The sequence below is a fragment of the Streptomyces sp. NPDC001270 genome (assembly GCF_042896695.1).
In the GTDB taxonomy this organism is placed as follows: domain Bacteria; phylum Actinomycetota; class Actinomycetes; order Streptomycetales; family Streptomycetaceae; genus Streptomyces.
Window position 1 is genome coordinate 159,369 of the sequence record NZ_JBIAXM010000018.1, and the last position, 24,707, is coordinate 184,075.

Below are 24,707 nucleotides of genomic sequence, written 5' to 3' on the forward strand. Positions count from 1 at the left end.
TCCGCGCGGAGGAGGGAAGGGCCGCGGAGTGGCTTGGGCAAAGGTGTGCCGCCCGACGGGAACCTCAGCGACGTCACGTAGCCCGGAAACCGCATCACGACGGCGCCGCACAGATCGCCGGCCAGAACTGACATGCCGTCACTGGCACAGCGCACACGGTCAACTGTCGCGCTGGTCCGGACAGCAAGAGGCAAACGACAACGAAGATTTACCACAGGCTCGTTACGGAGTCATCCACCGGCGGAATCCCGTTGATCGACACGACTGAGAAGATCGGCCCCGGGATCAACCTCCAGCACGTGAAGGCGCTCGACCAGAAAGGCTGGAGCGACGGGCGGTTCCTGACCGTCGACCTGTCGAACAGGGCGGTCAGCACGGACCTGCTGACCTCCGGACCCGTCGCGTGCGGCGGTCCGCTCAGCGCGGCCGCCGAGAGGGCCGGCGCCGTCGCGGGCGTCAACGGCGAGTTCTTCGACATCGGCAACTCCAACGCGGCGCTGGGCGGCGAGGTCCAGGACGGGAAGTTCCTCAAGACCGCTGACATCAGCGGCCGCCAGCACGTCGGCGTCAGCGATAACGGCATCGCCCAGCTCGTGGACCTCACGGTGGACGCCACCGCGAAGTTCGCGGGCACGGACCACAAGGTGCTGTCCATCAACGCCGCGAACGGCGGCGGGATCCCGGCGGACGGCATGGTCGCGTTCACGTCCGCCTGGGGCGACTACAGCCGCAACCGCGGTCTGACGGGCGTGACCGACGACCAGATCGCCGAGGCGCTCGTCGAGAACGGCAAGGTCGTGTCCGTGAAGGCGAACGGCCCCGCCGGTTCGGGGACGGTACCGGACGACGGCTTCGTGCTCGTCGGGCGCGGCGCCGCGGCGACCGCGCTGCGCGCGCTACAGCCCGGCGACCCGGCGGCGCTCAGCTACGCGCTCGCCGACCAGGCGGCCAAGAAGATGAAGTTCGCGCTCGGCCACGGCGGCACCATCGTCTCCGGCGGCCAGGTCGTCAAGGGCCTCGACACCTCGGTCGCCCCGCGTACCGCTCTCGGCTTCAAGGACGGCGGCAAGACGCTGGTGCTGGCCACCTGGGACGGACCGGGCGGTACCGGAAAGGGCGGCGTCGGGATCGACAAGGAGGCGCGCGACCTCGCGGCGATGGGCGTGGAGACGGCCGTCAACCTCGACGGAGGCGGCTCGACCACGGTGGTCGCCCGCGCGCTCGGCGAGGACGACGCCACCCTCCGCAACGCCCCCTCCGACGGTCACGAGCGCAACGACCCGAACGGCGTCGGTGTGTTCGTCGCGAAGGGCGACGGCAGGCTGCACCAACTCCTCGTCAAGCCCGCGCCGGGCGCGGCGGCGGCCGACGGCGGGGTGAAGGTCTTCCCGGGACTGAGTCGTACGCTCGTCGCTGAGGGCGTCGACGACCACGAGGCGCCGGTGACGGTCGACCCGAAGTCCGTGCGCTGGTCCGCACCGGGAGGGCCCGTCAAGGACGGCACGCTCAGGACGTCGGCCAAGGCGCACGGCACGATCACCGTGGATGCGCACGCAGGGCGCGAGAAGGCCCGGAAGACGGTCACCGTCCTCGGCCCGCTCAACAGCGTGGAACTGTCCTCCCGGCTCCTGTCGATCCCTGACGCGACACCCGGCGCCGCGGCCACCGTGTCCGTGACCGGCCGCGACGGGCAGGGCTTCACGGCCCCGATCGACCCGCGGGACCTGTCCCTGGACTATGACCACAGCGTCGTCGACATCCGGTCCGCGGACGGCAAACTGAAGGTCACCCCGCTGCGCAGCTCAAGCACGATCCTCACGGTGTCGGTCGCAGGCCAGTCGATCCAGCTCCCGATCACCGTCGGCGTGCAGACCAAGACGGTCTACGACTTCGACGACGACGTGCTGGCCCGCTGGCGCAACAACAGCACCGCGGCCACGTCGTTCTCGGTGGACCCCGACGGCCTGCGGATCGACTTCAACGCGATGCGCAACGTGGGAATCGCGGCGGCCTCGTCGGCCCAGCGCATCCAGATGCCCGGCCAGCCGCTGCGGGTGCGCGTGCGGATCAAGTCGAGCATCAGCGTGCCGAGCGGCCTGACCTACCTCGGCTACGTCGATGCGGCCGGCAAGAGCGGCGGCATCTACGGCACCGGACTGACCGCGAGCGACGACCGGCAGTACGCGACCTTCACGTTGCCGGCGAACACGGCGTTCCCGATCTCGCTCACGAGCTTCCAGGGCATCAACACGAACGTCGCCGATCAGAAGGCGGGTCGGTTCGTCCTCGACCGTGTCGAGGCTGACATTCCGACGCCGGTCGACCTGCCCGCCCAGCCCGCACTGCGGCCCGACCCGCTCGTCTCGGACGACGGCTCACTGCTCCAGGGGCGTGACACATGGCAGTTCGCCACGCTGTCGGATGTGCAGTTCACCGCCGACAACCCGGCGCTGACCCAGGTCGCGACGGCCGCCCTCCAGCGGATCCGCAAGACCCGTCCGGACCTCATCGTCCTCAACGGTGACGTCACCGACCGCGGCCTGCCCCAGGACCTCGCTCTCGCCCGCAAGGTGCTCACCGACGCCGGGTGCGACCTCGTCCCGGTGGGTCAGGAGCCGTCGGAGAACAGCACGCCGGACCCGAAAGCCGGCTCGGTCCCGTGCTACTACGTGCCGGGCAACCACGAGTCCTACGGCCTCAACAACGTCCAGAGCGACTTAACGAACTTCACCGCGGAGTTCGGCCGGCCGTACCGTACGTTCGACCACAAGGGCACCCGGTTCATCCTGCTCGTCAGCTCCCTCGGGTCGCTGCGCGGGACGGCGTGGGACCAACTGCCGATGATGCAGAAGGCGCTGGCCGACGCCGAGAAGGACCGGTCGGTGCACAACGTCATGGTGTTCGCGCACCACCCGGTGGACGACCCCGGCGAGGGGAAGGCCAGCCGGCTCGGCGACCGCGACGAGGCCGCGCTCGTCGAGAGGATGCTCACGGACTTCCGCACCTCCACGGGCAAGGGCGCGGCGATGGTCGGATCCCACGCCCAGATCGCCGACGTCCACCGGATCGAGGGCGTCCCGTACACGGTGCTGCCCTCGTCGGGCAAGGACCCGTACGGCACGCCGGACCGCGGCGGTTTCACCGGGTGGGTCGACTGGTCGGTCGACTCGCGCCGTAGCGCCGACCAGCAGTGGGTTGAGGCGGACGTGCGCGCCTTCGCGCAGTCCATCACGCTCGACACCCCGGACTCGCTGGAGGTCGGCAGGACCGCGCAGCTCTCGGGCAGCATCGTGCAGCCGGAGGGCGTGTCGACCGGCACGCGTGCGGTGCCGCTGCGGTACCCGATGTCGGTCGACTGGGGCGGCTTGTCCAACCTGGCCGTCGGCAGCGGCAAGGCAGCCGTCGACGAGGCCCGCCACAAGGGCAAGGTCGCCATCCTCGACCCGTGGACCCGCACGCTCACCGCGCTGCGCCCCGGCTCGGTGACCGTATCCGTGACGAACGACTCGATGCGTGCCTACACCGACGACAGTTCGCTCGCGCCGGTCACGACCTCGAAGACCATCACAGTCGTACCGTCCGCACACGGCCCGAAGCCGCCCGAGCACGGCGGACAGTGACCGTGGCCTGCGTGGGCCCCAAGCCCGCTCAGGCCGGCTCCTGAGGTCTGACGCGCGTGGCGGCCTCGCCGATGGCGATCCCGGCCGTCCGGGTCCCGACCCGGACGGCCGGGCGGCAGGGGAATCCGTTCCCGGGCCTCACTGCTCACCCACGGATGCCTGCCGGGCAAGGAACTCCTCGAACGCCGCCTTCTGCTTCGGATCCATGAAGCCCTGGCGGACATTGCGGGCCTTCTCCTGGAGCCAGTGCGCCTCGTCGGGGTCCAGGAGTTCGGCGACCACCACGCCTTCGCGCGCAACCGCCGTACGCCCTCCCACGCGACGACGAAGGAGCGTGAACGCGCCGAATTCCGTCGGGTGGGCCAGTTCCGGCTCCTCCGCCGCGGCCTGGTCCTCGTCCTCGGCGTCACTCGTCGGGTAGGCGGTGGGGGCCCAATGCTCCCAGAGCGCCAGCGTGGCCGCGGGCACCAGTACCGCGCGTTCCGCCTGTGCGCGCCGCTCCCAGATGAACGTGACAGTGACGGGCTCGCCGACCGCCTCGGCCAACCCGAGCACCCTCTCCATCTCGTCGTTGATCGGGTAACTCACCACTGCAGTGATCTCAATGCCCATGGTGGCCGAGGCTACTGGTCGCATCCGACAGACCAGGCCCACAGCTCCTGCGCCTCGTCGACCAGGGCGCACCAGGAGCCCGCCCGAGACCGGTGAACTCACTGACCCAGCGCGCCACGGACATCGCCGTTGAAGCCGAGCAGGACGGGTTTGCCGAAGACCTTGTAGCCGTTGACCCACATGGACCAACGGCCGGGCTTGCGCGGGTCGTGGAACTCGATGACGTGGACGTCCTTGTCCCAGAACACCTTGGGGAATTCGAGCCACGGTTTGTCCAGCAGTGCGGCGCCCAGTGCGTCGATCGTCTGCTTCTTGGTCTGCGGGAGCGGCGGGTCGAAGCCGATCGAGGCTGCTTTGAGTACGCCTATGGGAACGGTGAGCACGACCCGGCCGGCCCGCGCGGTCTCGCCAGAGCGGAGGGTGACGCCGACCCCGTCGGCGTCCTGGCGGACGGCGGTCACCACGGTGCCGGTGCGGACCTCGATGTCGCAGCGCAGACGGTCCAGCAGCCGGTTGTAGCCGTCGGGCAGCAGCAGGTCGCCGCCGAGCATCTCGCGGCCTTCATCGTCCGCGTAGGCCGCGAGCTGATCGATGTCGGCCCCGAACTCGATCGAGCAGGTCAGGTTGGTCGCGTACATCAGGCCCGGCGGCAGCGGCATCGGGAACACCGCGGACACCGGCGTGGTGCAGGGATCCACGACGTCCCAGGACTTTGTCCTGGTACTTCTCCATCCGGTCGAGGGCGGCCTCGTCGCGTCCGGCGACGTCGTCGTAGTCGAACGGATAGCGGTGGTCGCCGGTCGCGTCGAGCAGATCGGTCATCGGGTTCTGCTTGTGACCGTGGATCCAGGACGCACCCGACTCGGCCGGTACGCCGCCGATGTGTTCGGTCCAGATGCGTCCGCCGACGCGGTCGCGGGCCTCCAGCACCGTCACGTCCACGCCGTTGGCAGCGAGCTTGCGCGTACAGGCGGTTCCGGCGAACCCGGAACCGATGACCACGACCGATGCCGCACCGGAGTCGAGGATCTCCTGCGCGGTGCGCAGCCCGCTCTCCAGCGCGCCGTGTGCCGTGGCGGGCGCCTCCGAGGAGGCGGCCTCGCCGGCGAAGTGCAGCCGCTGCACCGGCTCTGCCAGCAGGGGGCGCACCCGGGTCCCCAGTTCGCTCGGGGCGAGGTAGGAGTAGGAACACAAGGCGTACGGATCGGTGGACCACGACGTCCTCAGACAGTGAACCGGGTCGGGAATCCCGATCTCGCACAGCGGCAGAGCCGCGATGTCGACCAGGGTCTCGGGCGCTCGACGGTCTCCCGCATCAGGTCGACCAGCGTGGAGCCGCCGGCGATGTGGCGGCCACTGCGGCGGCCCGCGTCGAGCGCCTCCTGGACATCGGTGACCTTGCGGTAGCAGAAGGGATGCACGGCGGGCCGCACCTCACGTCCGGCCCGCGGCCCGCTCGACCGCGCGCACGATCTTCACGTAGCAGCCGCAGCGGCAGATGGTGCCGCTCATCCCCTCCCGGATCTCCTCCGGTGAGCCGGTGTGCCCCTACTGAAGGCAGCCCACGCCGGACAGGATCCGGCCGGGCGTGCAGTAGCCGCACTGGAAGGCGTCCTGATCGATGAACGCCTGCTGGAGCGGGTGGAGCCGCTCGCCGTCGGCCAGGCCCTCGATGGTGGTGACCTCGGCCCCTTCCCTTCGCGAACGGTGCCGCCGGTCAGGCGCCGACCTGCGTCAGCAGTTCGGCGGCGGTCTCCTTGCCGCTGGTGTAGGAGTAGTCGACCTGATTGGTGATGACGCCGGCCCAGAACAGGGTGTTGCCGACCGGCTGGTAGATCTGCTGTTCGCCCGGTGTGTCGTCGGAGTAGGCCGCGCGCGCAAAGGGGTCCTTGGCCCATTCGTGCTCGCTGACCTTGACGGGTTCGAGCCTGCGGTCGCCGGCGATGTCCCGGACGGTGTCCAGGACTCGGCGATGCCGCTGTACGGCGGGCATGGCCAACAGTTCCTCGGCCTGCTCGCCGTCCGCCCAGCAGACCACCACCTCGCCCGAGTAGCCGGGCACGCCCTTGGAGGCGTTCCACAGGAACGACGGCAGGCCGGGGCTGTCGACGGTGTCGGCATGCTCCGGGAGCACCCGCCGGTCGAACTCCATGAGGACCTTGGACACCGGGGTCGGTGGGACGGCCTTGAGGGCTTCCGTCTTGGAGGCGGGCAGCGCGGGGGAGAACTCGACGGTGTCGGCGGCCAGAACGGCGACCGGCAGGGCCACCACCGCGGCACGGGCCCGGTAGGTCACCGCGCGCCCGTGTCGTTCGGCGTGGACGACGACCCCGGTCCCGGAGTACTCCACGCGCCGCGCCACGGTGTTGAGTTCGATCGACAGGGCTCGGGCGAGCGGGACGAGGACCTGGTCGCATCCGCCGATGACGCGGAAGTCGGGCTCGAAGTCCCTGCTCCGGCTCCACGGACCGCCGCGCCGGGAGCGGGAGAGGTTCTCGGTCAGCGCGTGGGTCTTGATGCGCCGACGGCGGATCACCTCCCAGGTCGAGACCTCCGGCCCGTGCACCAGCTCACAACCGCGCTCGACCGGGATGGACATCCCGGTCCGGTCGGTCCACATCCGGCCGCCGATCCGACCCCGGGCCTCCACCACGACGACCTTCTTCCCGGCGTCCGCGAGGTGCCGGGCACATGTCAGCCCGGCGACTCCGGCGCCGATGACCACGACATCGGGTTCGCCCGCCGAGCCCGTCCGGGTACCGCTCGGTGCCGCTGCGCCGGCCGGGCGTTCCTTCGCCGCGCAGGAGGCGAGGGAAGCGGTCACGAGGCCCGCGGCGGCTGTGGCGAGGAGGCCGCGACGGCCGATGCGGGGACTGGCGTGGTGCATGCTGCCTGTGCCTTCCCTCCGTGAATCGTGTGTACGCGCAGTGAGTTGCGCACGATTCACGATGTCCGCTCCGGCACGGCGTCCGGCATCCCCCGGCCAGCGGTCGGCCACCCGCCGGTCGGCTGGACGTGCCACTCGTCAGGGTGCGACAGCGCCGTTCTGAATGCGCAGGCATACCTCGTAGCCGCCTTGGGGAGTACGTGCGGATTCGAGGGTGCCGTCAAGGAGTTCGGCGCGTTCCCTCAGGCCGATCAGGCCATGACGGGAGCCGGGCAAGGAGAGCGACGGGCGGGTCGGGGGCGTGTTGGTGACGGTCACGCCGTACGCGTCCGGGGCGTGCCACAGGCGGACGGTGGCCGTGGCGCCGGGGGCGTGTTTGCGGACGTTGGTGAGGGCTTCCTGCACGGTGCGGTAGACGGCACGCTGCGCAGGTGTGCTGACGTCCGGGGGCAGTTCCCCGGTCAGCTCGGTCTCGATGCCGCTGCTCGCGACGAGCCGGTGCAGGTCGGCCAGGGTCGGCTGCGGGGTGAGTTCGGTGGCGTGGCCCCCGGACGCGCGCAGCAGGGTGACCATGTGGCGCAGCTCGTTGAGGGTGTCCACGCTCAGGGAGCGGATGGTGCGGGCACCGTCCTGGGCGGCCGGCTCCTTCGCCGCGACCTGGAGGGCGCCTGCCTGCACGGCGATCAGGCTGACCTGGTGGGAGACGACGTCGTGCATCTCCCGGGCGAGCTGGGCGCGTTCGCGGGCCAGGACTGCCTGGGCGTGGAGCAGGCGCTCGTGTTCGCGGGCCTCCTCGATCTCGGCCAGGCGGCGGCCCAGATCGCGGCGGGCCTGGACGAGTTGGCCCAACAGGACCGGGGCGGCCGCGGTGGCGAGGGTGTAGCAGAAGTAGACCGTTGTCCAGGCACGGCCGTCCCACTCGCTGCCGTCCAACGGCCAGGGCGCGGCGGAGGCAGCGGCGAACAGCAGGGCGCACACGGCGAGCAGGTACCGGTTGCGGGACCGTTCGGCCAGCGTGAACAGGGCCGCGAACGGGGCGAACACGATGCCCAGCATCAGGCTCGCGGGCAGGGTCAGCAGGAACACCGCGAGCGGGAGACGCCGACGGACCACGAGCACGGCACAGGCGAGCGCGGCCACCAGCTCAGTGGTCACGGGTGTGTGCGCGTCCCACAGGTTCACCGCGACATCCGCGGCGGCGACCACGACGACCAGGCCGTCGACGACCGGGGCCGGAATCCGCACCCACCGCGGCCGGCGGGCGATCCATCGCCCCGGCTCCGCGCGGGGCGTGGACAGGCGCATGCCGCCCATGGCACGGATCACGTCTGTTCCGCCTCGCTCTCACGGCAGTGCGTCTGTGGCCGCACGCCTGCTCCCACCGTATGTTGTAGCCTGTCGAGCAGGCCGAGCGGTGCGGCATACCGTCGGCCGGGGGGCGATCCCGAACCAAGTGGCGGGGAGAACCGGACGACTGGCGGATATGCACGGTCCCGGCTCCTGCCCAGCGTGGAGACATGAGCCAGAACGCTTACGAGACAACGTCCGCCATCGCGGCGTGCGCCCGCCCGGAACCCGTTGGAGCAACGGAGAGCCGGCACACCGAGCGGCCCTCCACGGGACGCCTGATCGGCGTGGACCTGGCCCGCGGCCTCGCGGTCTTCGGCATGTACGCGGCACACGTCGGACCGGACCCCGCCCAGGGCGGCACGACCGGCTTCCTCATGGAACTCAGCCACGGCCGCGCCTCCGCCCTGTTCGCCTTCCTGGCCGGCTTCTCGATCATGCTGATCACCGGCCGCCGTACCCCGAAATCGGGCCGCGCGGGCCGACAGGCGGTCGCCAAGATCGTCATCCGGGCCCTGGTACTGCTGGCCGTGGGCACCGCGCTCACGCTCTACGGCACCCCGGTAGAGGTGATCCTCGCGTTCTACGGCTTGTTCTTCCTGCTCGTCCTGCCGTTGCACCGGTTGAGCGCAGGCCCGCTCATGGTCATCGCGAGTGTGGGCGCGCTGCTCTTGCCCCAGCTCCTCTACGCCGTCCAGCATGTCCTGGCCACGCGTGAGCCCGGCGGCATCTGGACCTGGCCCGCCGGTGCCGACGGCATCCTCTCGCTCCTCTTCACCGGCGGCTACCCGGCCCTCGCCTGGCTTCCCTTCGTCATCGCCGGCATGGCCGTGGCCCGCCTCGACCTGGCTGCCACCGCGGTCCGCATCCGCCTGGCGATCACCGGCCTCGGCCTTGCCGTGCTCGGCCATGGGGGCTCCTGGCTCGCGCTGCACATGGTTCCCGGCGCGATGTCGGCGATCGCCTGGTCGGACGGCGCCGAGGGCGGCCCGGTCGCCTCGGCCTGGTGGTCCGACACGTGGGGGTACCCCGTCGTCGGCACCCCGCGGACCCTGCTGGTGGCCTCTCCGCACAGCGAGACGACCCTGTCGATCCTGGCCAACACCGGTGTGGCGATCATCGTCCTCGCCGGCTGCCTCGCCGCCGTCGACGCCTTCCCCCGCTTTCGCCGCCTCGCCCGCCCGGTGATCGCGGTCGGCTCGATGTCACTGACCGCGTACGTCCTGCACGTGATCGCCATCGGCATGCTGGGCATCGAGGAACTGCCGGGCTCCCCGCTGTACGTACTCCTCGCCTTCGTCGTGGCGATGGCCGTCTTCGCCATGCTCTGGTCACGCTTGTTCCGACGCGGCCCGCTGGAGTGGCTGCTGGGCCTGGCCACCAAGCCGGCCGAACTCATCCGGTGACACCCGCTCGGTGCGGGGCGGAAACCCGCGGACGACGCGGAATCCGCCGTCGGGTACCGGGCGGGCCGTACGGAATCCCGCAGAAGCGCGGCGCGCTCGGCGATGCCGATCAAGGCCGTGGCGCGCGAGCCGGGCAGCGGAAGCGGGGGAGGCGGGGACACAGGGTGGTGGTGAGGATGACGCCGGACTCGTCGCCGTGAGGTGACGGACGGGCGTGCCGGCGCCGGGGGCGGCTCGCGGGCTCCTCGGTGTCGGCTTCGGCCTCGGTCTGCCGTTGTGGCGAGGGCGGCGACGATCCGGTCCGTGACGCTGCCGATGTCCTGCGTGTCCCGGTTCCACTGGACGTCGAAAACCGTCGACGCCACCGGCACCGTGCCGATGGCGTCGAGGGGGCATCTTCCAGCGGGTCAGTGCCCGCCTCGGCCACCGCCCGGTTCCAGCAGCCCGGCCCGTTGAGCCAGGAGCGCGGCCTGAACGCGGCTGCCGACCCGCAATTTGCTCAGGATCGCGCTGACGTGGTCCTTGACGGTGCCCACACTCAGATGGATACGGGTGCCGATCTCCCCGTTCGACAGGCCCTCCGCGATCAGCACCAGCACGTCGCGCTCGCGCCCCGTGAGACGGCCCATCCGGGCCACGTCCTCATCGGCGGCTGTGTCCAGCGCGGGGTGACCACGCAGCACCGCGTGGGACGCCCTGGGTGACATGACCACACCGCCCGCCGCGAGGGTACGCACGAGCTGTGCCAACTGCGCGGGATCGGTGTCCTTGAGCAGGAACCCGGCCGCGCCGGACCGCAGCGCCGTCAGTACGTATTCGTCGGTGTCGAACGTGGTCAGCATGGCGACCACCGGCGGGGCGGGCAGGGCCTGCACGGCACGCAGCACGGTGAGCCCGTCGACGTCGGGCATACGGATGTCGAGCAGCACGACGTCCGGGCATGCCTTGCGCACCGTGCCGACCGCGTCGGCGCCGACCGCCGTCGCGACGACCTCGACGTCGTCAGCGGCGTTGAGGATCAGCTCGAACCCGGACCGCACAAGCGCCTCGTCGTCCACGACCACTACGCGGATCACAGGTGTTCCTCCGTACCTTGCAGAGAGATGTCCCCGTAAGGCTATGGCCCCAGGACACGAGGCAGTGACCGTACGGTGCGCGGCAGCCAGTAGGCGGGGCCCCTCCAGCCAGCCGGGGGACCAAAAGGGGAAGGGAGACCGCCGATGGGCCACCGGGGACCGCCGGGGCTGTACCGGGCCGAGGCGTGACTCGTCACCGGTTCGTCTCAGGGAATGCCCGCTCGGCGGCCGGGCCGGCCTCGCTGAGGGCCGCCGCCGCGAACTGTCCGACCTGGCCTCCGAGCACGGACCCCACACCGCGGGCGCCTCCCTTTGGTTCACTCGCTGAACCGGACCACGGCCCTCAAGCGTGGAAGGCGGTGGTTGTTTCGAGAGCGGCCCGCTCGGTCGTGACGCGGTTCACCGGCGCGCTCTCGTCGGCGTAGCCGAAGGAGATGCCCACAAGCAGCTTTCCCCCGGTCACGCCGAGTTCGGTGCGGACGGTGTCGGCGTAGAAGCTGAGCAGGCCCTGCGGGCAACTGGCCACTCCGTATGCGGCCATGGCGAGGAGCAGCGTCTGCATGTAGGCGCCGACGTCGGCGGCCAGTCGTACCCCGCCGTCGCCGGTGACGAACAGGAACGCGACATGGGGTGCGCCGTAGAAGCGCAGGCTCTCGGCGACGTAGGCCGCGCGGGCCAGGTGATCGTCGGGAGCGATACGCAGCGCTCCGTACAGGTCGGCTCCGAACGCCGCCCGCCGCTCCCGGTGGACGGGTGCGTACATGCCCTCGGAGTACGGGACGTCGACCGAGGTGCGCTGTTCCGCATGGGCCGCCTGCAAGGCATCCGCCAGGCGCTCGCGCCTGGCGCCGCTGACCACCTCGACCCGCCACGGCTGGGCGTTGGAGCTGGACGGCGCGGCGCCGGCCAGAGAGAAGATCGCGCGCATGGTGTCCTCGGGCACGGCCTCCGGACGGAACGAGCGCGTCGCGTGGCGGTTGCGGATCAGCTGCTCCGCGTAGTCGGTCAGATCGGTGGACGGCAGCCTGCTCATATGACGCCCCTCAAGGTCATGTAAACGGCTTCGTTTACTTATGGGGGTCGACCGTAGCAAGTCATCCCCTCAGAAGTAAACGAATGCGTATACTTGCCTCGTGAGTACGGCGACTACAGCATCTCGACGGCCCGGACGAGGAGGGCGCGAACGCATCCTGGCCGCCGCCCGGCTGTTCGCGGCCCAGAGCATCAACGCAACAGGCATGGAGCAGGTGGCGGAGCAGGCACCGGTGTCCAAGCGCACCCTCTACGCGCACTTCCGGACCAAGAGCGACCTGGTCATCGCGCATCTGCAAGACCTCGCCTCGGCAGGTCACACCCTGGAGAGCGTGCTTACCCGCGAGGACATCCCCGCACGGGAGCGGATCCTCGGACTGTTCGTCCAGCCCGCGCCGGATGCGGCGCCGGTACGCGGGTGTCCGTTCATCGACGCCGCCGCCGAGTTCCCCGACCCGCAGAGTGCGGTCCACTCCTACGCCCGCGAACAGAAATTGCTGATGGTGCGGCTGGTCACCGTCCTGGTGACGGAGCTGGCGTGCCGCGAGCCCGCCGTACTCGCCGAGCAACTGGTCACCCTCGCGGACGGGGCCGCCAGCCGCGCCATGGTGCTGGGCGACCCGGACTACGGACGACACGCGCGGGCGGCAGCAGAACTCCTTCTGGACCATGCTCTGCGAGCCACGAGCTGACGCGCAGGACGTCAGCGGTGAACGGCGTCCGCCGCCGACACGCAGCCCGCAGGCTGCCCGCCATCCCGTGATGATTCACCGGCCGGGACGTGGCCGGGTCCGACGCGATCGTCTTTCAAAGGAACCGTCCGTGGCTCTCATCGGTGTCGGGCACTGGGATCAGGTCTTCGCCGCGGGGACGGGGTTCCGGCCGGCCGATCCCGTAGAGATGCGGCTCGTGGCCGACCATGCCCAGCCGCGGCGAGGGCAGCGGGCGCTCGATGTCGGATGCGGGCTGGGTGGGTATGCGGCGCAGCTCACCGGGCTCGGGTACGACACGCTCGCTGTGGACTGGGCCGAGTCGTCGGTTGCCGCGGTCCGTGATCGCTACGCCGGCCTCCTCCCCGGCCTTCACACGCTGCACCTGGACTTCGAGGACGACCAGGCCGTCGAGGCAGCCCTCCCGGTGGGAACCTTCGACCTGGTGACGATGCGGCTCGTCTACGCGTTCATGGCGGACCAGTCGGCTGCCGCCGAGCGGGTCCGTCGCCTGCTGACGCCGGAAGGCGTGTGCCTGGTGACGACGCCGTTGGCGGAGCGGCTACCCCGGGAGCGGCGGCATATCGGGCTGACGGAGGAGGGTGTCGGTGCCCTGACCGGGGGGTGGGGGAGCGGCTGTTGGTACGACTTGGAGCCCGGCGGTCTGCGGTGCTTCGTGCTGCGACCTCACCCGGTGTGTGCCGGATCTGCCTGGCCGGCATCACGGTGACGGGGAGGTCGGGGCGGGTGCGTACGCCGGTGAGCGCGGTGTTCCGGCAGCCGTTGCCGACCTGGCGATCACCTCCAGCGGCGATCTTCCGCACCGGGCCGAAGACGTCATCCGGTTCCTGCCCCGGCTCTGGCGGACCACCGAGGACATCCTGACCGGCGATCCCGAGATCACCGCATCGCGCAGGAAGGACATCACCCCGCTCATCCCATCCACCTATGCCGCCGTCGGGAGATTCCCTGATACGGGCAGGCACTCGGCGAGCAGGCCGATGATGTCGCGCCAGGCTCGCCGCGCGTGCTGCGGGTGGTGGCCGACGCCAGGGAACACGGTCTGATCGACCGTCGGGTGGTGGAAGGCGTGCAGGGCCCCGCCGTAGACCACGAGGCGCCAGTCGACCCCCGCGGCCTGCATCTCGGCCGCGAAGGCGTCCCGTTGCTCGGCGGGCATGATCGGGTCCTCCGATCCGACCCCGGCCCACACGGGGCAACGGATGCGTGCCGCCTCGCCCGGTCGGCCCGTGGTCAGTGCGTTGATGGTCCCGATCACGCGCAGGCCGACGCCAGCGCGTCCGAGCTCCAGCGCGATGGCGCCTCCGGTGCCGTAGCCGACAGCGGCGATCCGGTCGGGGTCGGTCCGCGGTTCGGCACGCAGCACGTCGAGTGCCGCGTGGCCGATACCCCGCATCCGGTCGGGGTCGGCGAGCAGAGGGGTCACGCGGGCCAGCATCTCCTGTGGGTCGGTGAACCAGCGTCCGCCGTGGAGGTCGAAGGCCAGCGCCACGTACCCCAGTTCGGCGAGGGCGTCGGCCCGGCGGCGCTGGAAGTCGTTCAGACCTGGCCCCTCGGGCCCGATCAGGACCGCGGGCCGGCGGTCGACACCGGCGGGAGCACGAGGTGCCCGATCATCGTCAGGCCGTCGGCCGGGTAGGCGACCGTGCGTGTGGTGACCGTCGTCATGAGCTGGACTGTAGTGATGTCCGAGTCCGGGCGGGCCGGTCTTCACCGTCGGCAGAACAGTGTGGGTGTGGGGCCGTGGGGGTGGGCACACGCCATGACGTGGCGACCCCGCTCGGCCGCGGGGCGGGGCGTGGGTCGTGTCACTGCTTGGCGAAGGGCCGACTTCGACGGTGACCGGCGCGATCGTGCCGGTGGTCGACGGCGCCCGCAGGACGGAACCCCGGCGAGCAGTCCTCCTGGTCCGGTCAATTTGCCGACCGGGGCGGCGAGTTCCGTCCGTGGGCGGCTTCGAGTACATGGCCCAAGGCCAGGGCGCGGCTTCCCGAACTCCCGGGCCGCGGCGCCGACTCCGGTTTCGAGCACAGCCGTACTCTGCGCGATGCCGTCCCGCTCCATCCGTGTTCCATCCGCCCGGGTACGCGGCCATCAGAGCCCGCGAGTGCGCGATCAGGTGAGCTGCCCCGAGTTTCGTAGAGTCCGGTGATCTTGCTTCAGGCGGACTGAGGCGCTTGCTCGTCGCCCCGCCAGAAGGTTGCCTCGTACTCGGCAGGCGGCACGTAGTCGAGAGCGGAGTGGAGGCGCTCTTCGTTGTACCAGGCGTTCCATTGGAAGATGGCCCGTTCGGCCTGGTCGACGTCTTTCCAGGGGCCCTGCATCTCGATCAGCTCGGCCTTGAAGGTGCCGTTCAGGGCCTCCGCCATCGCGTTGTCATAGCTGTCCGCGACCGAACCGACGGAGGCTGAGGCGCCGATGCCGGCGAGCCGGCCGGTAAACCGAATTGATACGTATTGCGACCCGCGGTCGCTGTGGTGAATGAGGCCGGAGTCCTTCCTGATCCTCCGTCTCCGCAGCGCCGTCTCCAGTGCGTCCAGCGGGAGTTCGGTCCGCATGTGGTTCGCGACCTGCCAGCCGACGGTCATCCGGGAGTACACGTCCAGGACGAACGCCACGTATGCCCAGCCGGACCAGGTACGGACATACGTCATGTCGGCGACCTACAGTTGGTCGGGCCGGCTCGCGGTGAAGTCACGGTCGACCAGGTCCGGCGGACGGGGCGCCGACGGTTCGGGAACCGTGGTGCGCCGCCGCCGGCCACGGATGACGCCCTTCAGGCCCAGCCCGGCCATCAGGCGCTCGACGGTGCAGCGGGCCACCTCGTGGCCCTTGCGCCGAAGCGCGCGGGTGATCCGACGGGCCCCATACGTGCCGCCCGAGGTGGCGTGAGCCTCCTCGATCAGCGGCATCAGTACCTCGTCACGGAGCCGGCGGGCCGACTTCGGCCGCCTCTTGCGGGCGAAGTACGTCGACGGCGACAGGTCCAGAACCCGGCAGACTGGGGGTGTCCCCTCTGGGGGAGACCGACCCCGAGGCCCATGTCGCGCAGGTGGTCGATCACCTGCTCGGCCTCGTCCGGGGACGGCCGATCTCCTGGGCGAAAAACACCGAGGCGGCTTTGAGGATCTCGTTCGCCCGCCTCAACTCCGCTACCTCTTTGCGGAGTTGTCTGAGCCCGTCCTGCTCGGCGGTGGTCAGCCGGTCGTCACGCTCGCCGCGGCCGGCCCCGGCCTGGCGGACCCAGCCACGCAGGGCCTCCTTGCGGATGCCCAGGTCCTTCGCAACGTGCGCGATGGGGCGGCCGGTGGCGCGGACCTCACGGATCGCGCGCTCGCGGAGCTCGTCGGGGTATTTGCGGGGTGCTGCCATGGTGCTGGTGGGTCTCCTTCGCCAGGACCGTAACCCTGGCATCAGGAACTCCACAAAACTCAGTACAGCTCAGTCGTCCGTGGCGTTTGTCCTTCGAGAATCGAGTGCGGCTCGTCGTGGTACTGGCGGACCCATCCGAGCATGTGAAACACAGCGCCGATTCTCCAAGGGCACGGTGCTCATCGTGGACGGCACCCTGGTCCCCACCCGTGATCACAAAGTCGCCGAGCAGTCCAAGAACTACCGATACTCGACCAGCCGTCAGGTCGTCATCGACGCCGACACCCGTCTGGTCGCCGGGATGGGCCGGACCGCTGCCGGGCAACCGCATGCCGGAAGGCACCGAGGGCGACGACGAGCCGGGCCTCGGCGTGGTTGTGCAATGCCAGCAGTCAGGGAAGGAGGGGAACGTTCCCGTTCAGCGCCATGACGATCAGCTGATCCACAACGTGGTCCGGCAACGCGACTCCGCGCAAGAGACGATAGGCGGCGAGGCCGTTCCACATGTCCAAAAGCGTGTCGATGTCGGTTCCGGCGGGCAGATCCCCTCGGTCGACGCCGCGCTGCACCAGGGCACGTGAGAGTTCACGGCGTGCTCCGACCAGGCGCTCGATGTAGGTGCGGGAGACCGCGGTGCGGCTTGCGGGATCGTTCAGGGCGGTCACGGCCAGCGGGAGCTCGCTGGTACTGGCGGTTCGGCGGATGATGGCGAACAACGCGCGAAGCTCCGCCTCGGTGTTTCCGAGGTCCGGGAGTGGTGGCATCTCCGCCATGGCGACGAGGGCTTCCACGACAATGGCTGCTTTGTTCGGCCACCAGGTGTACAGGGACTTCTTGGACACCCCGGCTTGTCGGGCGAGCTCGTTCATGGTCAGGCCCGCGTAACCGCGCTCCTGCAGGGCGCCGGCGGCGAGTTCGAGGCAGCGCTGTCGCGCGTCGAGGTCCAGAGGGCGGCCCCGGCGCGCTGCGGGCGGCTTGTCGGGCATGCGTGCGGGTCCTCGGGTCGGCTGACTCAGCGCTGGCCGAGTCAGCATACGCGCAGGCGTTACCGGGCCATGCCAGGACCACCGCTCGAATACGTGCGTTGTGATCTGGCGCAAGGGAGGCGACGACCACCAGCCCCTAGCCTCGAACCTTCGTGACGGTCTGCCAAAACCGTTGGCAGACCGTCAGTCGGATGGCGAGGCTAGGCTGCGCTGCCCCTCTGTCCGTCCTTCCAGACCTCGCGGACCCGGTCGGCCAGATCGCTGAGGTCGTTGATCCCGCCGTCCAGCAGGACGAGGTCTGCACGGTAGCCCTCGGCGATCCGGCCGAGCTCGTGGTCGAACCTGAGCAATTCGGCGGCGCTGGTGGTGCCGACCACGAGCGATTGCGTCGGCGTCATGCCGCACTCAACCATGAGCGCGAACTCTTCCAGGTTGCTGCCGTGCGGGCCGACACCGGCATCGGTGCCCATGGCGATCTTGATGCCGGCCGCGGCAGCCTTGTGGGTTGCCTCCATGTGGATGTCGAGCAGATCCCTGGCCTTGCGGATGACTGTGTCCGGCATGTCGGCGCCTGCGTCGAAGGCACGCACGATGTTGACCGGCGCGGAGAGCGTGGGTACGAGCCAGGTTCCGGCCTCAAGCATCATCTCGATGACCTCGTCGTCGAGCAGGGTGCCGTGCTCAATGGAGCGCACGCCCGCGCGGATCGCGTTCTTGTTGCCCTGGGTGCCCTGGGCATGCGCCATCACGTAGGAGCCCTGCATGCTCGCCTCTCTGGCGAGTACGTCCAGCTCTTCCGGAGTGAAATGGGAATGGCGCGGATCGTCGCCGGGCGAGAGCACTCCGCCGGTGGTGCACACCTGGAGCTGGTCGGCTCCCGCCTTGAGTAGTTCGCGCGCGGCCTTGCGCACCTCCTCCGGCCCGTCCACGACTGTGGCCGGGCAGCCCGGGTACGAGAAGTTGCCGAAGTCACCGTGGCCGCCCGTCTGGCTGAGGGCGCCGATGGAGATCCGCATACGCGGACCGGGGATCAGCCCGTCCTCGACCGCTCGTTTGACGCCGAGGTCAGCCCCGCCCGCGTCGCGCACCGTGGTGATGCCCAGCGCGAGTGTCTTCCGCAGGTTCACCGCAGACTCGAAGAAGTGGTACGAGAACGGGTCGGTCTGCTTCTTGCTCATCGATATGTGTGTACTCATCGCGACGTGCACATGTGCGTCGAACAGACCCGGTAGGACTGTCCTGCCGGCGCAGTCCACCGATGAGTCGCCGTCCAACCCGCTGCCCACCGCGATGATCCGACCATCCTCGACCAGCACGTCGGCGCGCTCGGGAGCACTGCCTGTTCCGTCGAAGACCTCGCCGCCCGTGAACACAGTCCGGGTCATGCGACACCACCTTCCCGTTGGTTCTTGGCGTTGGTAGCCGACTGCTGCCGGCCACGACCTGCACCGCCGCCGCGCTTACTGCGGCCCGCTCTCGCGCCTCGTCAGGAACACGCCATTTCCGTCCTGTGAGCACCGCGGCGACGCAGGTCTCATCGGGGAAGGCCCTCACCACCACGCGCATGGCAAGACAGCGATCGGCGCGTACCGCGCTGCCCCGCCCGAGCAGCAGCCACAGAAAGTGCCCTCGCTTTCCGGCCTGATTCGCGTAGATCGGGCTGACAGTGATGCTGGGCGCTCAGGAGCACACAGTTCGAGCAGTTGCCCGACGCTGGGACGAATTGCCACCACATGCCCTCCAAGTCTGCAAAGTGTCAGCGTCCGAGTCTGCGATGGCGATCGGACAAGACGGACGACCGCGCGGCCCCGTGCCCAGTCTCCGCTCGGCCGCAGGCGCGTACGGCACCCGACCTCGTCCCACCAGCGTAGCAATTTTGGAAACCGCTGGTTTCCTTATTGGTGGTCCCGGGAGAGTGCTCGGCATCCTGTGAAAGGAAGCACGCGCGACGCACGATGTGGACCCAGTGGACGGAGCCCCCGCCGACGGGATCACCGAGTTCCGTCAGGAGCTGTACCGAGCCGGCCGGCACAAAACGCCGTCTGCGCCCGATTTCGACGGAGAGGGACCTGTCGATCCCCTCGAACCGTGGCACTACGAGAATGATGGTTCTCATGGTTGGAGGCCGGCGGGTCCGCCGAGGAGTGAGGAGATGCGCCGACGCTCAACCGTGTGGGCGCCCTTCCATGCCCACGCCCCAGTCATGAGGTAGGCCGCCTTGCGCCAAACCGGCCGGCTCACCGCGGGCCGTACTCAGCCAACGGCCCGCTCCGTCGCCAAGACCGGTCACAGTCGAAGAGTGTCAGGTTCGCTACCCTCAGTAGTCAGGCTGGGTCCCAGTCCCGCGCACGGTAGAGCGGTGCTGACCTGTCTCCCGCCACCGGCGAGCGCACCCGCCGCGGACGCGGGTGCGTCCGGAAACGGAGCGGGAGGGCCCGACGCACCGGTCCTCCGTTCGAAGAATCTCCGCACATGCACCACCGTTGATGGTGACGGAATCACCAGCACCGGAAATCGCACCAGGATCGCGCCCACGCGTACGCATCACGGCGCTCCGAGGGGCCGTGCTCGGCCGACCACCTGCAGGGAGATCCACCATGGCGACATTGCTGTCCCTCAACGTGGGAATGCCCAAGGACGTCCCCTGGCAGGGAAAGACCGTCCACACCGGGGTGTGGAAATCCCCTGTCCACGGCCCTCGAATGGTGCGGCGGCTGAACGTCGACGGAGACGGTCAGGGGGACCTGGCCGGGCACGGTGGCGAAATCCGCGCCGTCCTCGTCTACCAGGTGGAGTCCTACCAGTACTGGAAAGAGCACCTCGGTCGCGATGACCTGACGTTCGGGAGCTTCGGGGAGAACTTCACCGTCGACGGCCTGCCCGACGACGAGGTGTGCATCGGCGACCGGTACCGCATCGGCGGAGCCGAGTTCGAGGTCACCCAGCCGCGCGTCACCTGCTACCGGGTCGGCATGCGCCTGGGCGAACCCACCATGGCCTCCCTCCTCGTCGCCCACCACCGCCCGGGTTTCTACCTGCGGGTGATCACCGAGGGCTGCGTCCAGGCCGGCAACGAGATCACCCTCACCCGCAGAGGCCCGCAGGAACTCAGCGTCGCCGACACCGACGCGCTGCTCTACCTTCCCGACCGCGATCCCGCGAAGCTGCGCAAAGCACTGAACATACCCGCCCTCAGCCCCGGATGGCAGCAGTCCTTCCGCGAACTCGCGGCCTCCCAGAACCCCGGTCAGGAACCGGGATGGCCGGGCGAGCGGGCCGGCTGCCGGCAGCCCGGGGAGGAGCCGGGATGGCCGGGCTTCAGGACCATGCGCGTCGCCCGCATCGTCCCCGAGACACCCAGCGTCCTCTCGGTCTACCTCGACACCACCGACGGCACGCCGCTCCCCGAGGCCCGCCCGGGCCAGTACCTTTCCATCCGCCTCCCCGTGGACGACACCGCCCCCACGGTGCGCACCTACTCCCTGTCCTCCGCGCCGACGGCCGGCACCTACCGGATCAGCGTGAAGCACGAGCCGCACGGGAAAGCCAGCGGTTACATCCACGACCGGCTTCACCCCGGGGACCTCGTGGACATCGCCAGCCCCCGCGGAACGTTCGTACTCCAAGAAGGCACCCGCCCTGTCGTCCTCATCTCCGCGGGGATCGGTGCCACCCCGGTGCTCGGCATGCTCCACCAGCTCGCCGCGGCGCGGGACCCACGCCCCGTCTGGTGGATACACACGGCCCACGACCGCGCCGGCCACGTCTTCGCGGACGAGGCCCACGGCCTCCTCGCGCACCTCCCCGACGGCCACGAGCACATCTATTACACCTCCGAATCACCGCCTCCCGGGAAGCACCACGTCACCCGGGGCCGCCCGACCGCGCGATCACTCGCCGCCCTGGGCATCCCCGCCGACGCCGACGCCTACCTGTGCGGACCGCCCACCTTCATGGACGACCTCGGCCGGTTCCTGCGCGAGCGCGGTCTGCGCCCCGAGCGGATCCACACCGAGCAGTTCAGCGCTCTGTCCCCCATCAACCCCGGCATCACGCCCACCGCCTCGGTCCGGCCGCACCAGCCCCCCGGCCCCACCGGCACCGGCCCTCTCGTCACCTTCGCCCGCAGCGGTATCGCCACCCCGTGGTCCCCCGACCACTCCTCGCTCCTCGACCTCGCCGAAGCCTGCGACATCCCCACCCGCTGGTCCTGCCGCACCGGCGTCTGCCACACCTGTATCACCCCCCTCGTCACCGGCGACGTCACCTACACCACCCCGCCCCTCGAACTGCCCGGGCCGCACACGGTCCTCGTCTGCTGCAGCACACCGACCACCGAAGTCGTCCTCGACCTCTAACCCGTGTCTGTCGAACAAGTAGTGAAACTCGGGTAGTTGAGGGTCACTGACGGCGTGCGGAAGTCCGGCTGCCCCGGCCCGAGAACCTGAACGCTCCTCACGTGCAAGACCTGTCGTCCGGCCACCTTGCCGGACGACGCTGAGTCAGTTCCGCGCACTCAAGGCCATGTTCGGGTCGGGGCCCGCCGGGTTCGAGTCGTTACGCCGGGTCGATACGGGAGACGCTGCCACCGAGGTCGAGCATGTACAGCTCGCCGTTGCCGCCCTGCACGAACGAGACGATCTCGCCGCCGTTGACGCCGAGATCGTTCACTCCGGTCACCTTGCCGTTCTCGATCTGCAGTGAGCGGAGGGTGCCGTCGCAGTAGTCGCTGAACACGTACTGGCCCTTGAGGCCCGGGATCGCCTTGCCTCGATAGACGTATCCGCCGGTCACCGAGCAGCCCAGACCGCTGCGGTCGTACTCGTGGATCGGCGGCACATGGTTCGCGGGCTCCGTGCCGCCCCGGAAGGGATGGTTGCCCTCCATCTGGGACCAGCCGTAGTTCTCGCCGCCCTTGCTGTCTGCCGGGGCCCAGTCGATCTCCTCCCAATCGCTCTGGCCGACATCACCGATCAGCAGGTCGCCGGTGCCCGCGTCGAAGGAGAACCGCCACGGGTTGCGCAGCCCGTACGCCCAGATCTCGCCCTTCGCGTTCGGGTCGCCCACGAACGGGTTGTCCGGCGGGATCGCGTACGGCTTGCCGCCACGCGGGTCGATCCGCAGGAGCTTGCCGAGCAGCGTGCCGAGGTTCTGCCCGTTGCCGTGCGGGTCACCTCCCGAACCTCCGTCGCCGAGCGCTATGTAGAGGTAGCCGTCGGGGCCGAACTTGATGTCGCCGCCGTTGTGGTTCGAGTAGGGCTGCGTCTGGGTGAGCACGGTGCGTCGGGTGCCCGGCTGGATCTTGCCTTGCCGCACGGCGAACTCGTCCACGGTGCTGGTGCCTTCGAGGTTCGTGAACGAGATGTAGAAGTGCGCGAACCCCTTGTCGAACGCGATGCCCAGCAGGCCGCGTTCGCCGTCCGTGGTGGTCTCGCTGGATATGTCGAGGACCGGCTTGCCGAGCCCATGGGCGCTCAAAACCCTTACGGTGCCCGCGCGTTCGGCTAACCAGACCGTGCCACCGGGTCCGGCGGTGCCGGCGGATGGATTCTGGGCCGTGGCCACTTCCGTGAGCGCGACCTTCGCTGCCTGACGCGGGGCGGCGGACTCGTCGGCGGACGCCGTGGTGAAGGCGAGGGAAGCGACGAGGCAGACGGTGCCGACGATCGCTGAGCTTCTGGTGCGAACTTTCACCGTGATCCTCCTGGATGCGGTGAACGGGGAAGGTCACCCGGCTGCTTGGGCAGGTTCAGGGGGTGTTCGCCCGCGCCAGCACGCAACCTGGGTGGGGGATGGTGTGCTACTGGCCACGGATGAGAATACTGGGACAGCGATGCTTGGTATAGACCATGACTTCAGCCAACTCCCGCCGTTCTGCTTTCCGCCGCGCCCCGTCGCGCTCGATTCCCGGCGCCTTGTACCGCTGGGCCGCCACGGCGGAAAACCGGTCCGGATACGGTGAGGCCAGTTCCGCCGGATACCTCGGATGCTCCCGGCTATCACCCGGATCTCCCGCCGGCGCCCTGGCCGTCGCGCGCCCCTTCCGGTCACACCACGACACCACCATGTCCAGCGAGGCCCGCCTCCACCGGATCCGGAGGCGAGCCCTCGGCCTGCCACACCCTCACGTTGAGTCTCCCGCCCATTCGGCCCGATGCGCTCGTGCCGGTGGGCGAGGTGCTTCCGGCGGAGGGCGGATCAACTTCAGGGCCCGGATCGGGGGATTGACAGTCATCGGGATCGGCGCGACGGTGAAGGTGCTCCTGACCCGAGACCGGAGGTCGCTCCTTGGCCGGTTCGCCAGCACCTCGTTCGGACACCGGCCTCGTCGAGCGTGTACGCGAGCTCCAGCCGCTCATCCGCTCGCACGCCCTGCACACGGAGCAGCAACGACGGGTTGCGGGCGAGGTCGTCGAGGCTCTCACGGGCGCCGGAGTCCACCGGATGAACGTTCCCCGCCACTACGGGGGGTACCAGACCTCGTTGCGGACTCAGGTCGACGCGCTGAGCGAGGTCTCCGCCGCGTGCGGGTCGGCCGGGTTCATGGCGTTGATCCAGGCCGGGTGCGCGTTCATCGCGGCCCTGTTCCCCGACGAGGCCCAGGACGAGATCTTCACCGGTCCCGATGTACGGATCGGTGGCACGCTCATCCCGAGCTCGAAAGCCGTTCCGGTGGACGGCGGTTATACGGTGAACGGAAACTCACCCTTCGCGACCGGCTGTCAGGACGCCGACTGGCATCTGCTGACCGCACAGGCCGACACCGGGGAAGGCCCGCCGGAGATGCTGTGGCTGGCGATTCCCATGACCGATCTCACGGTGCTGGACGACTGGAACGTCTCCGGTCTGGCCGGCAGCGGCAGCAACACCGTCGTTGCCCGGGATGTTCACGTGCCCGCCCGTCGCGTCCTGCCGGTGGGGCCGTTACTGGCGGGCGCGTTCCCGTCGCGGCGTAACAGCGCCGACCCCTTCTACCGGATGCCGGTGCTGCTGCTGTTCAGCGCCTGGACGGCCGCGAACGCCCTGGGCCTGGCACGGGCGGCGCTGACGGAGTTCAGGGAGCGCATCCACCAGCGGGGCATCACGTACACCTGCTACAAGCGTCAGCACGAGGCCCCGGTGACGCATCTCCAGTTCGCCGAGGCCGAGATGAAGGTCTCCGCAGCGGAACTGCTCGCCGCCGACTTCGTGGGGCTGATGGAATCCAGGGTGGCCGACGGAGAGCCGTACACGACGCGGCAGCGAGCCAGGATCAGGGCGCAGTGCGGGTATCTGACGCGGTTGTGCAAGGAGGCCGCCGACCTGATCGGGTCCGCTTCGGGTGCCTCGTCCCTGCACCGGGAGGTGCCGATCCAGCGGATCGTGCGGGACCTCAACGCCCTGAGCCTGCACTCGTTCGTCAACCCCACCGCCAACCTGGAGCTGTACGGCAGGGTGTTGTCGGGGCTGGATGCCAGGACCCCGTTCCTCTAGTCCCGTACTTCGCGGGTCGTTGATTCGTATGGTGTGACCGGTCCGGGGGTGTCCTGGGCCGGTGGTGTCCTGGGCCGGTGGTGTGGCGTTGGGTGGGGTGTGTCGATGACTTCCCGGTCTCCGAGGCCACGGTCTGAGCGTCAGCGCCTTGATGTGGTGGTGACG

16 protein-coding genes and 5 pseudogenes are annotated in these 24,707 nt (G+C 69.7%); 7 read left to right on the forward strand and 14 right to left on the reverse strand.

Going from position 1 to position 24,707, the window contains the following annotated elements:
- Positions 1-251 precede the first annotated feature (251 nt).
- The gene (locus ACFY2B_RS28455; protein WP_390765914.1) at positions 252-3,620 is read left to right on the forward strand and encodes a phosphodiester glycosidase family protein; all 3,369 of its coding nucleotides are present in this window, start codon (positions 252-254) and stop codon (positions 3,618-3,620) included.
- A 138-nt stretch (positions 3,621-3,758) separates the two neighbouring features.
- Here ACFY2B_RS28455 and ACFY2B_RS28460 read toward each other — a convergent pair whose 3' ends face one another.
- The 7 genes and pseudogenes from ACFY2B_RS28460 to ACFY2B_RS28490 form a co-directional block, all read right to left on the reverse strand.
- A complete protein-coding gene (locus ACFY2B_RS28460) occupies positions 3,759-4,232 on the reverse strand; it encodes a hypothetical protein (protein ID WP_390765915.1) in 474 nt (157 codons plus the stop codon).
- 98 nt (positions 4,233-4,330) lie between these two features.
- On the reverse strand, positions 4,331-4,870 hold the full coding sequence (locus tag ACFY2B_RS28465; RefSeq protein ID WP_390765916.1) for an FAD-dependent oxidoreductase: 540 nt from the start codon (positions 4,868-4,870) through the stop codon (positions 4,331-4,333).
- Positions 4,794-5,426: an FAD-dependent oxidoreductase gene (locus ACFY2B_RS28470; RefSeq protein ID WP_390765941.1), complete on the reverse strand. Its 633-nt coding sequence runs from the start codon at positions 5,424-5,426 to the stop codon at positions 4,794-4,796. The genes ACFY2B_RS28465 and ACFY2B_RS28470 overlap by 77 nt, the downstream gene beginning before the upstream one ends.
- 51 nt (positions 5,427-5,477) lie before the next feature.
- Positions 5,478-5,653: pseudogene (locus ACFY2B_RS28475) on the reverse strand (xanthine dehydrogenase family protein subunit M); the annotation flags it as partial.
- 13 nt (positions 5,654-5,666) lie between these two features.
- Positions 5,667-5,933: pseudogene (locus ACFY2B_RS28480) on the reverse strand ((2Fe-2S)-binding protein); the annotation flags it as partial.
- A 16-nt stretch (positions 5,934-5,949) separates the two neighbouring features.
- Positions 5,950-7,119, reverse strand: a complete 1,170-nt coding sequence (locus tag ACFY2B_RS28485; RefSeq protein ID WP_390765917.1) for a flavin monoamine oxidase family protein — start codon at positions 7,117-7,119, stop codon at positions 5,950-5,952.
- A 138-nt stretch (positions 7,120-7,257) separates the two neighbouring features.
- On the reverse strand, positions 7,258-8,358 hold the full coding sequence (locus tag ACFY2B_RS28490) for a sensor histidine kinase (protein ID WP_390765942.1): 1,101 nt from the start codon (positions 8,356-8,358) through the stop codon (positions 7,258-7,260).
- 278 nt (positions 8,359-8,636) lie between these two features.
- On the opposite strand from ACFY2B_RS28490, the gene ACFY2B_RS28495 reads away from it, so the two are divergent.
- Positions 8,637-9,872, forward strand: coding sequence for a DUF418 domain-containing protein (locus ACFY2B_RS28495; RefSeq protein ID WP_390765918.1), 1,236 nt, complete (start codon positions 8,637-8,639; stop codon positions 9,870-9,872).
- Between the two features lie 407 nt (positions 9,873-10,279).
- Here the strand turns inward: ACFY2B_RS28495 and ACFY2B_RS28500 are convergent, their stop codons facing one another.
- Complete coding sequence (locus ACFY2B_RS28500; RefSeq protein WP_390765919.1) at positions 10,280-10,948, reverse strand: response regulator; 669 nt, start codon at positions 10,946-10,948, stop codon at positions 10,280-10,282.
- A 343-nt stretch (positions 10,949-11,291) separates the two neighbouring features.
- Positions 11,292-11,981 (reverse strand): nitroreductase family protein, encoded by a 690-nt coding sequence (locus ACFY2B_RS28505; RefSeq protein WP_390765920.1) that lies wholly within the window; start codon positions 11,979-11,981, stop codon positions 11,292-11,294.
- Positions 11,982-12,081: 100 nt separating this feature from the next.
- Between ACFY2B_RS28505 and ACFY2B_RS28510 the strand changes: the two genes are divergently transcribed.
- Together ACFY2B_RS28510 and ACFY2B_RS28515 are read left to right on the forward strand one after the other, a co-directional pair.
- A complete protein-coding gene (locus ACFY2B_RS28510; RefSeq protein ID WP_390765921.1) occupies positions 12,082-12,672 on the forward strand; it encodes a TetR/AcrR family transcriptional regulator in 591 nt (196 codons plus the stop codon).
- Between the two features lie 130 nt (positions 12,673-12,802).
- The gene (locus tag ACFY2B_RS28515; protein WP_390765922.1) at positions 12,803-13,420 is read left to right on the forward strand and encodes a class I SAM-dependent methyltransferase; all 618 of its coding nucleotides are present in this window, start codon (positions 12,803-12,805) and stop codon (positions 13,418-13,420) included.
- A gap of 216 nt (positions 13,421-13,636) precedes the next feature.
- On the opposite strand, the pseudogene ACFY2B_RS28520 reads toward ACFY2B_RS28515, so the two are convergent.
- Positions 13,637-14,379: pseudogene (locus ACFY2B_RS28520) on the reverse strand (dienelactone hydrolase family protein).
- Positions 14,380-14,870: 491 nt separating this feature from the next.
- Positions 14,871-16,083 (reverse strand): annotated as a pseudogene (locus tag ACFY2B_RS28525) (IS3 family transposase).
- A 157-nt stretch (positions 16,084-16,240) separates the two neighbouring features.
- Here ACFY2B_RS28525 and ACFY2B_RS28530 point away from each other — a divergent pair.
- Positions 16,241-16,412: pseudogene (locus ACFY2B_RS28530) on the forward strand (IS5/IS1182 family transposase); the annotation flags it as partial.
- A gap of 63 nt (positions 16,413-16,475) precedes the next feature.
- Here the strand turns inward: ACFY2B_RS28530 and ACFY2B_RS28535 are convergent.
- Both ACFY2B_RS28535 and ACFY2B_RS28540 read right to left on the reverse strand, forming a co-directional pair.
- Positions 16,476-17,069 (reverse strand): TetR/AcrR family transcriptional regulator, encoded by a 594-nt coding sequence (locus ACFY2B_RS28535; RefSeq protein ID WP_390765923.1) that lies wholly within the window; start codon positions 17,067-17,069, stop codon positions 16,476-16,478.
- A gap of 200 nt (positions 17,070-17,269) precedes the next feature.
- On the reverse strand, positions 17,270-18,442 hold the full coding sequence (locus tag ACFY2B_RS28540) for an amidohydrolase family protein (RefSeq protein ID WP_390765924.1): 1,173 nt from the start codon (positions 18,440-18,442) through the stop codon (positions 17,270-17,272).
- Between the two features lie 1,224 nt (positions 18,443-19,666).
- On the opposite strand from ACFY2B_RS28540, the gene ACFY2B_RS28545 reads away from it, so the two are divergent.
- Positions 19,667-21,427, forward strand: a complete 1,761-nt coding sequence (locus ACFY2B_RS28545) for an MOSC domain-containing protein (RefSeq protein ID WP_390765925.1) — start codon at positions 19,667-19,669, stop codon at positions 21,425-21,427.
- A gap of 199 nt (positions 21,428-21,626) precedes the next feature.
- Here ACFY2B_RS28545 and ACFY2B_RS28550 read toward each other — a convergent pair whose 3' ends face one another.
- Positions 21,627-22,763 (reverse strand): PQQ-dependent sugar dehydrogenase, encoded by a 1,137-nt coding sequence (locus ACFY2B_RS28550; RefSeq protein ID WP_390765926.1) that lies wholly within the window; start codon positions 22,761-22,763, stop codon positions 21,627-21,629.
- Between the two features lie 594 nt (positions 22,764-23,357).
- Between ACFY2B_RS28550 and ACFY2B_RS28555 the strand changes: the two genes are divergently transcribed.
- Positions 23,358-24,542, forward strand: a complete 1,185-nt coding sequence (locus tag ACFY2B_RS28555) for an acyl-CoA dehydrogenase family protein (protein ID WP_390765927.1) — start codon at positions 23,358-23,360, stop codon at positions 24,540-24,542.
- The last annotated feature ends 165 nt before the right edge of the window (positions 24,543-24,707 follow it).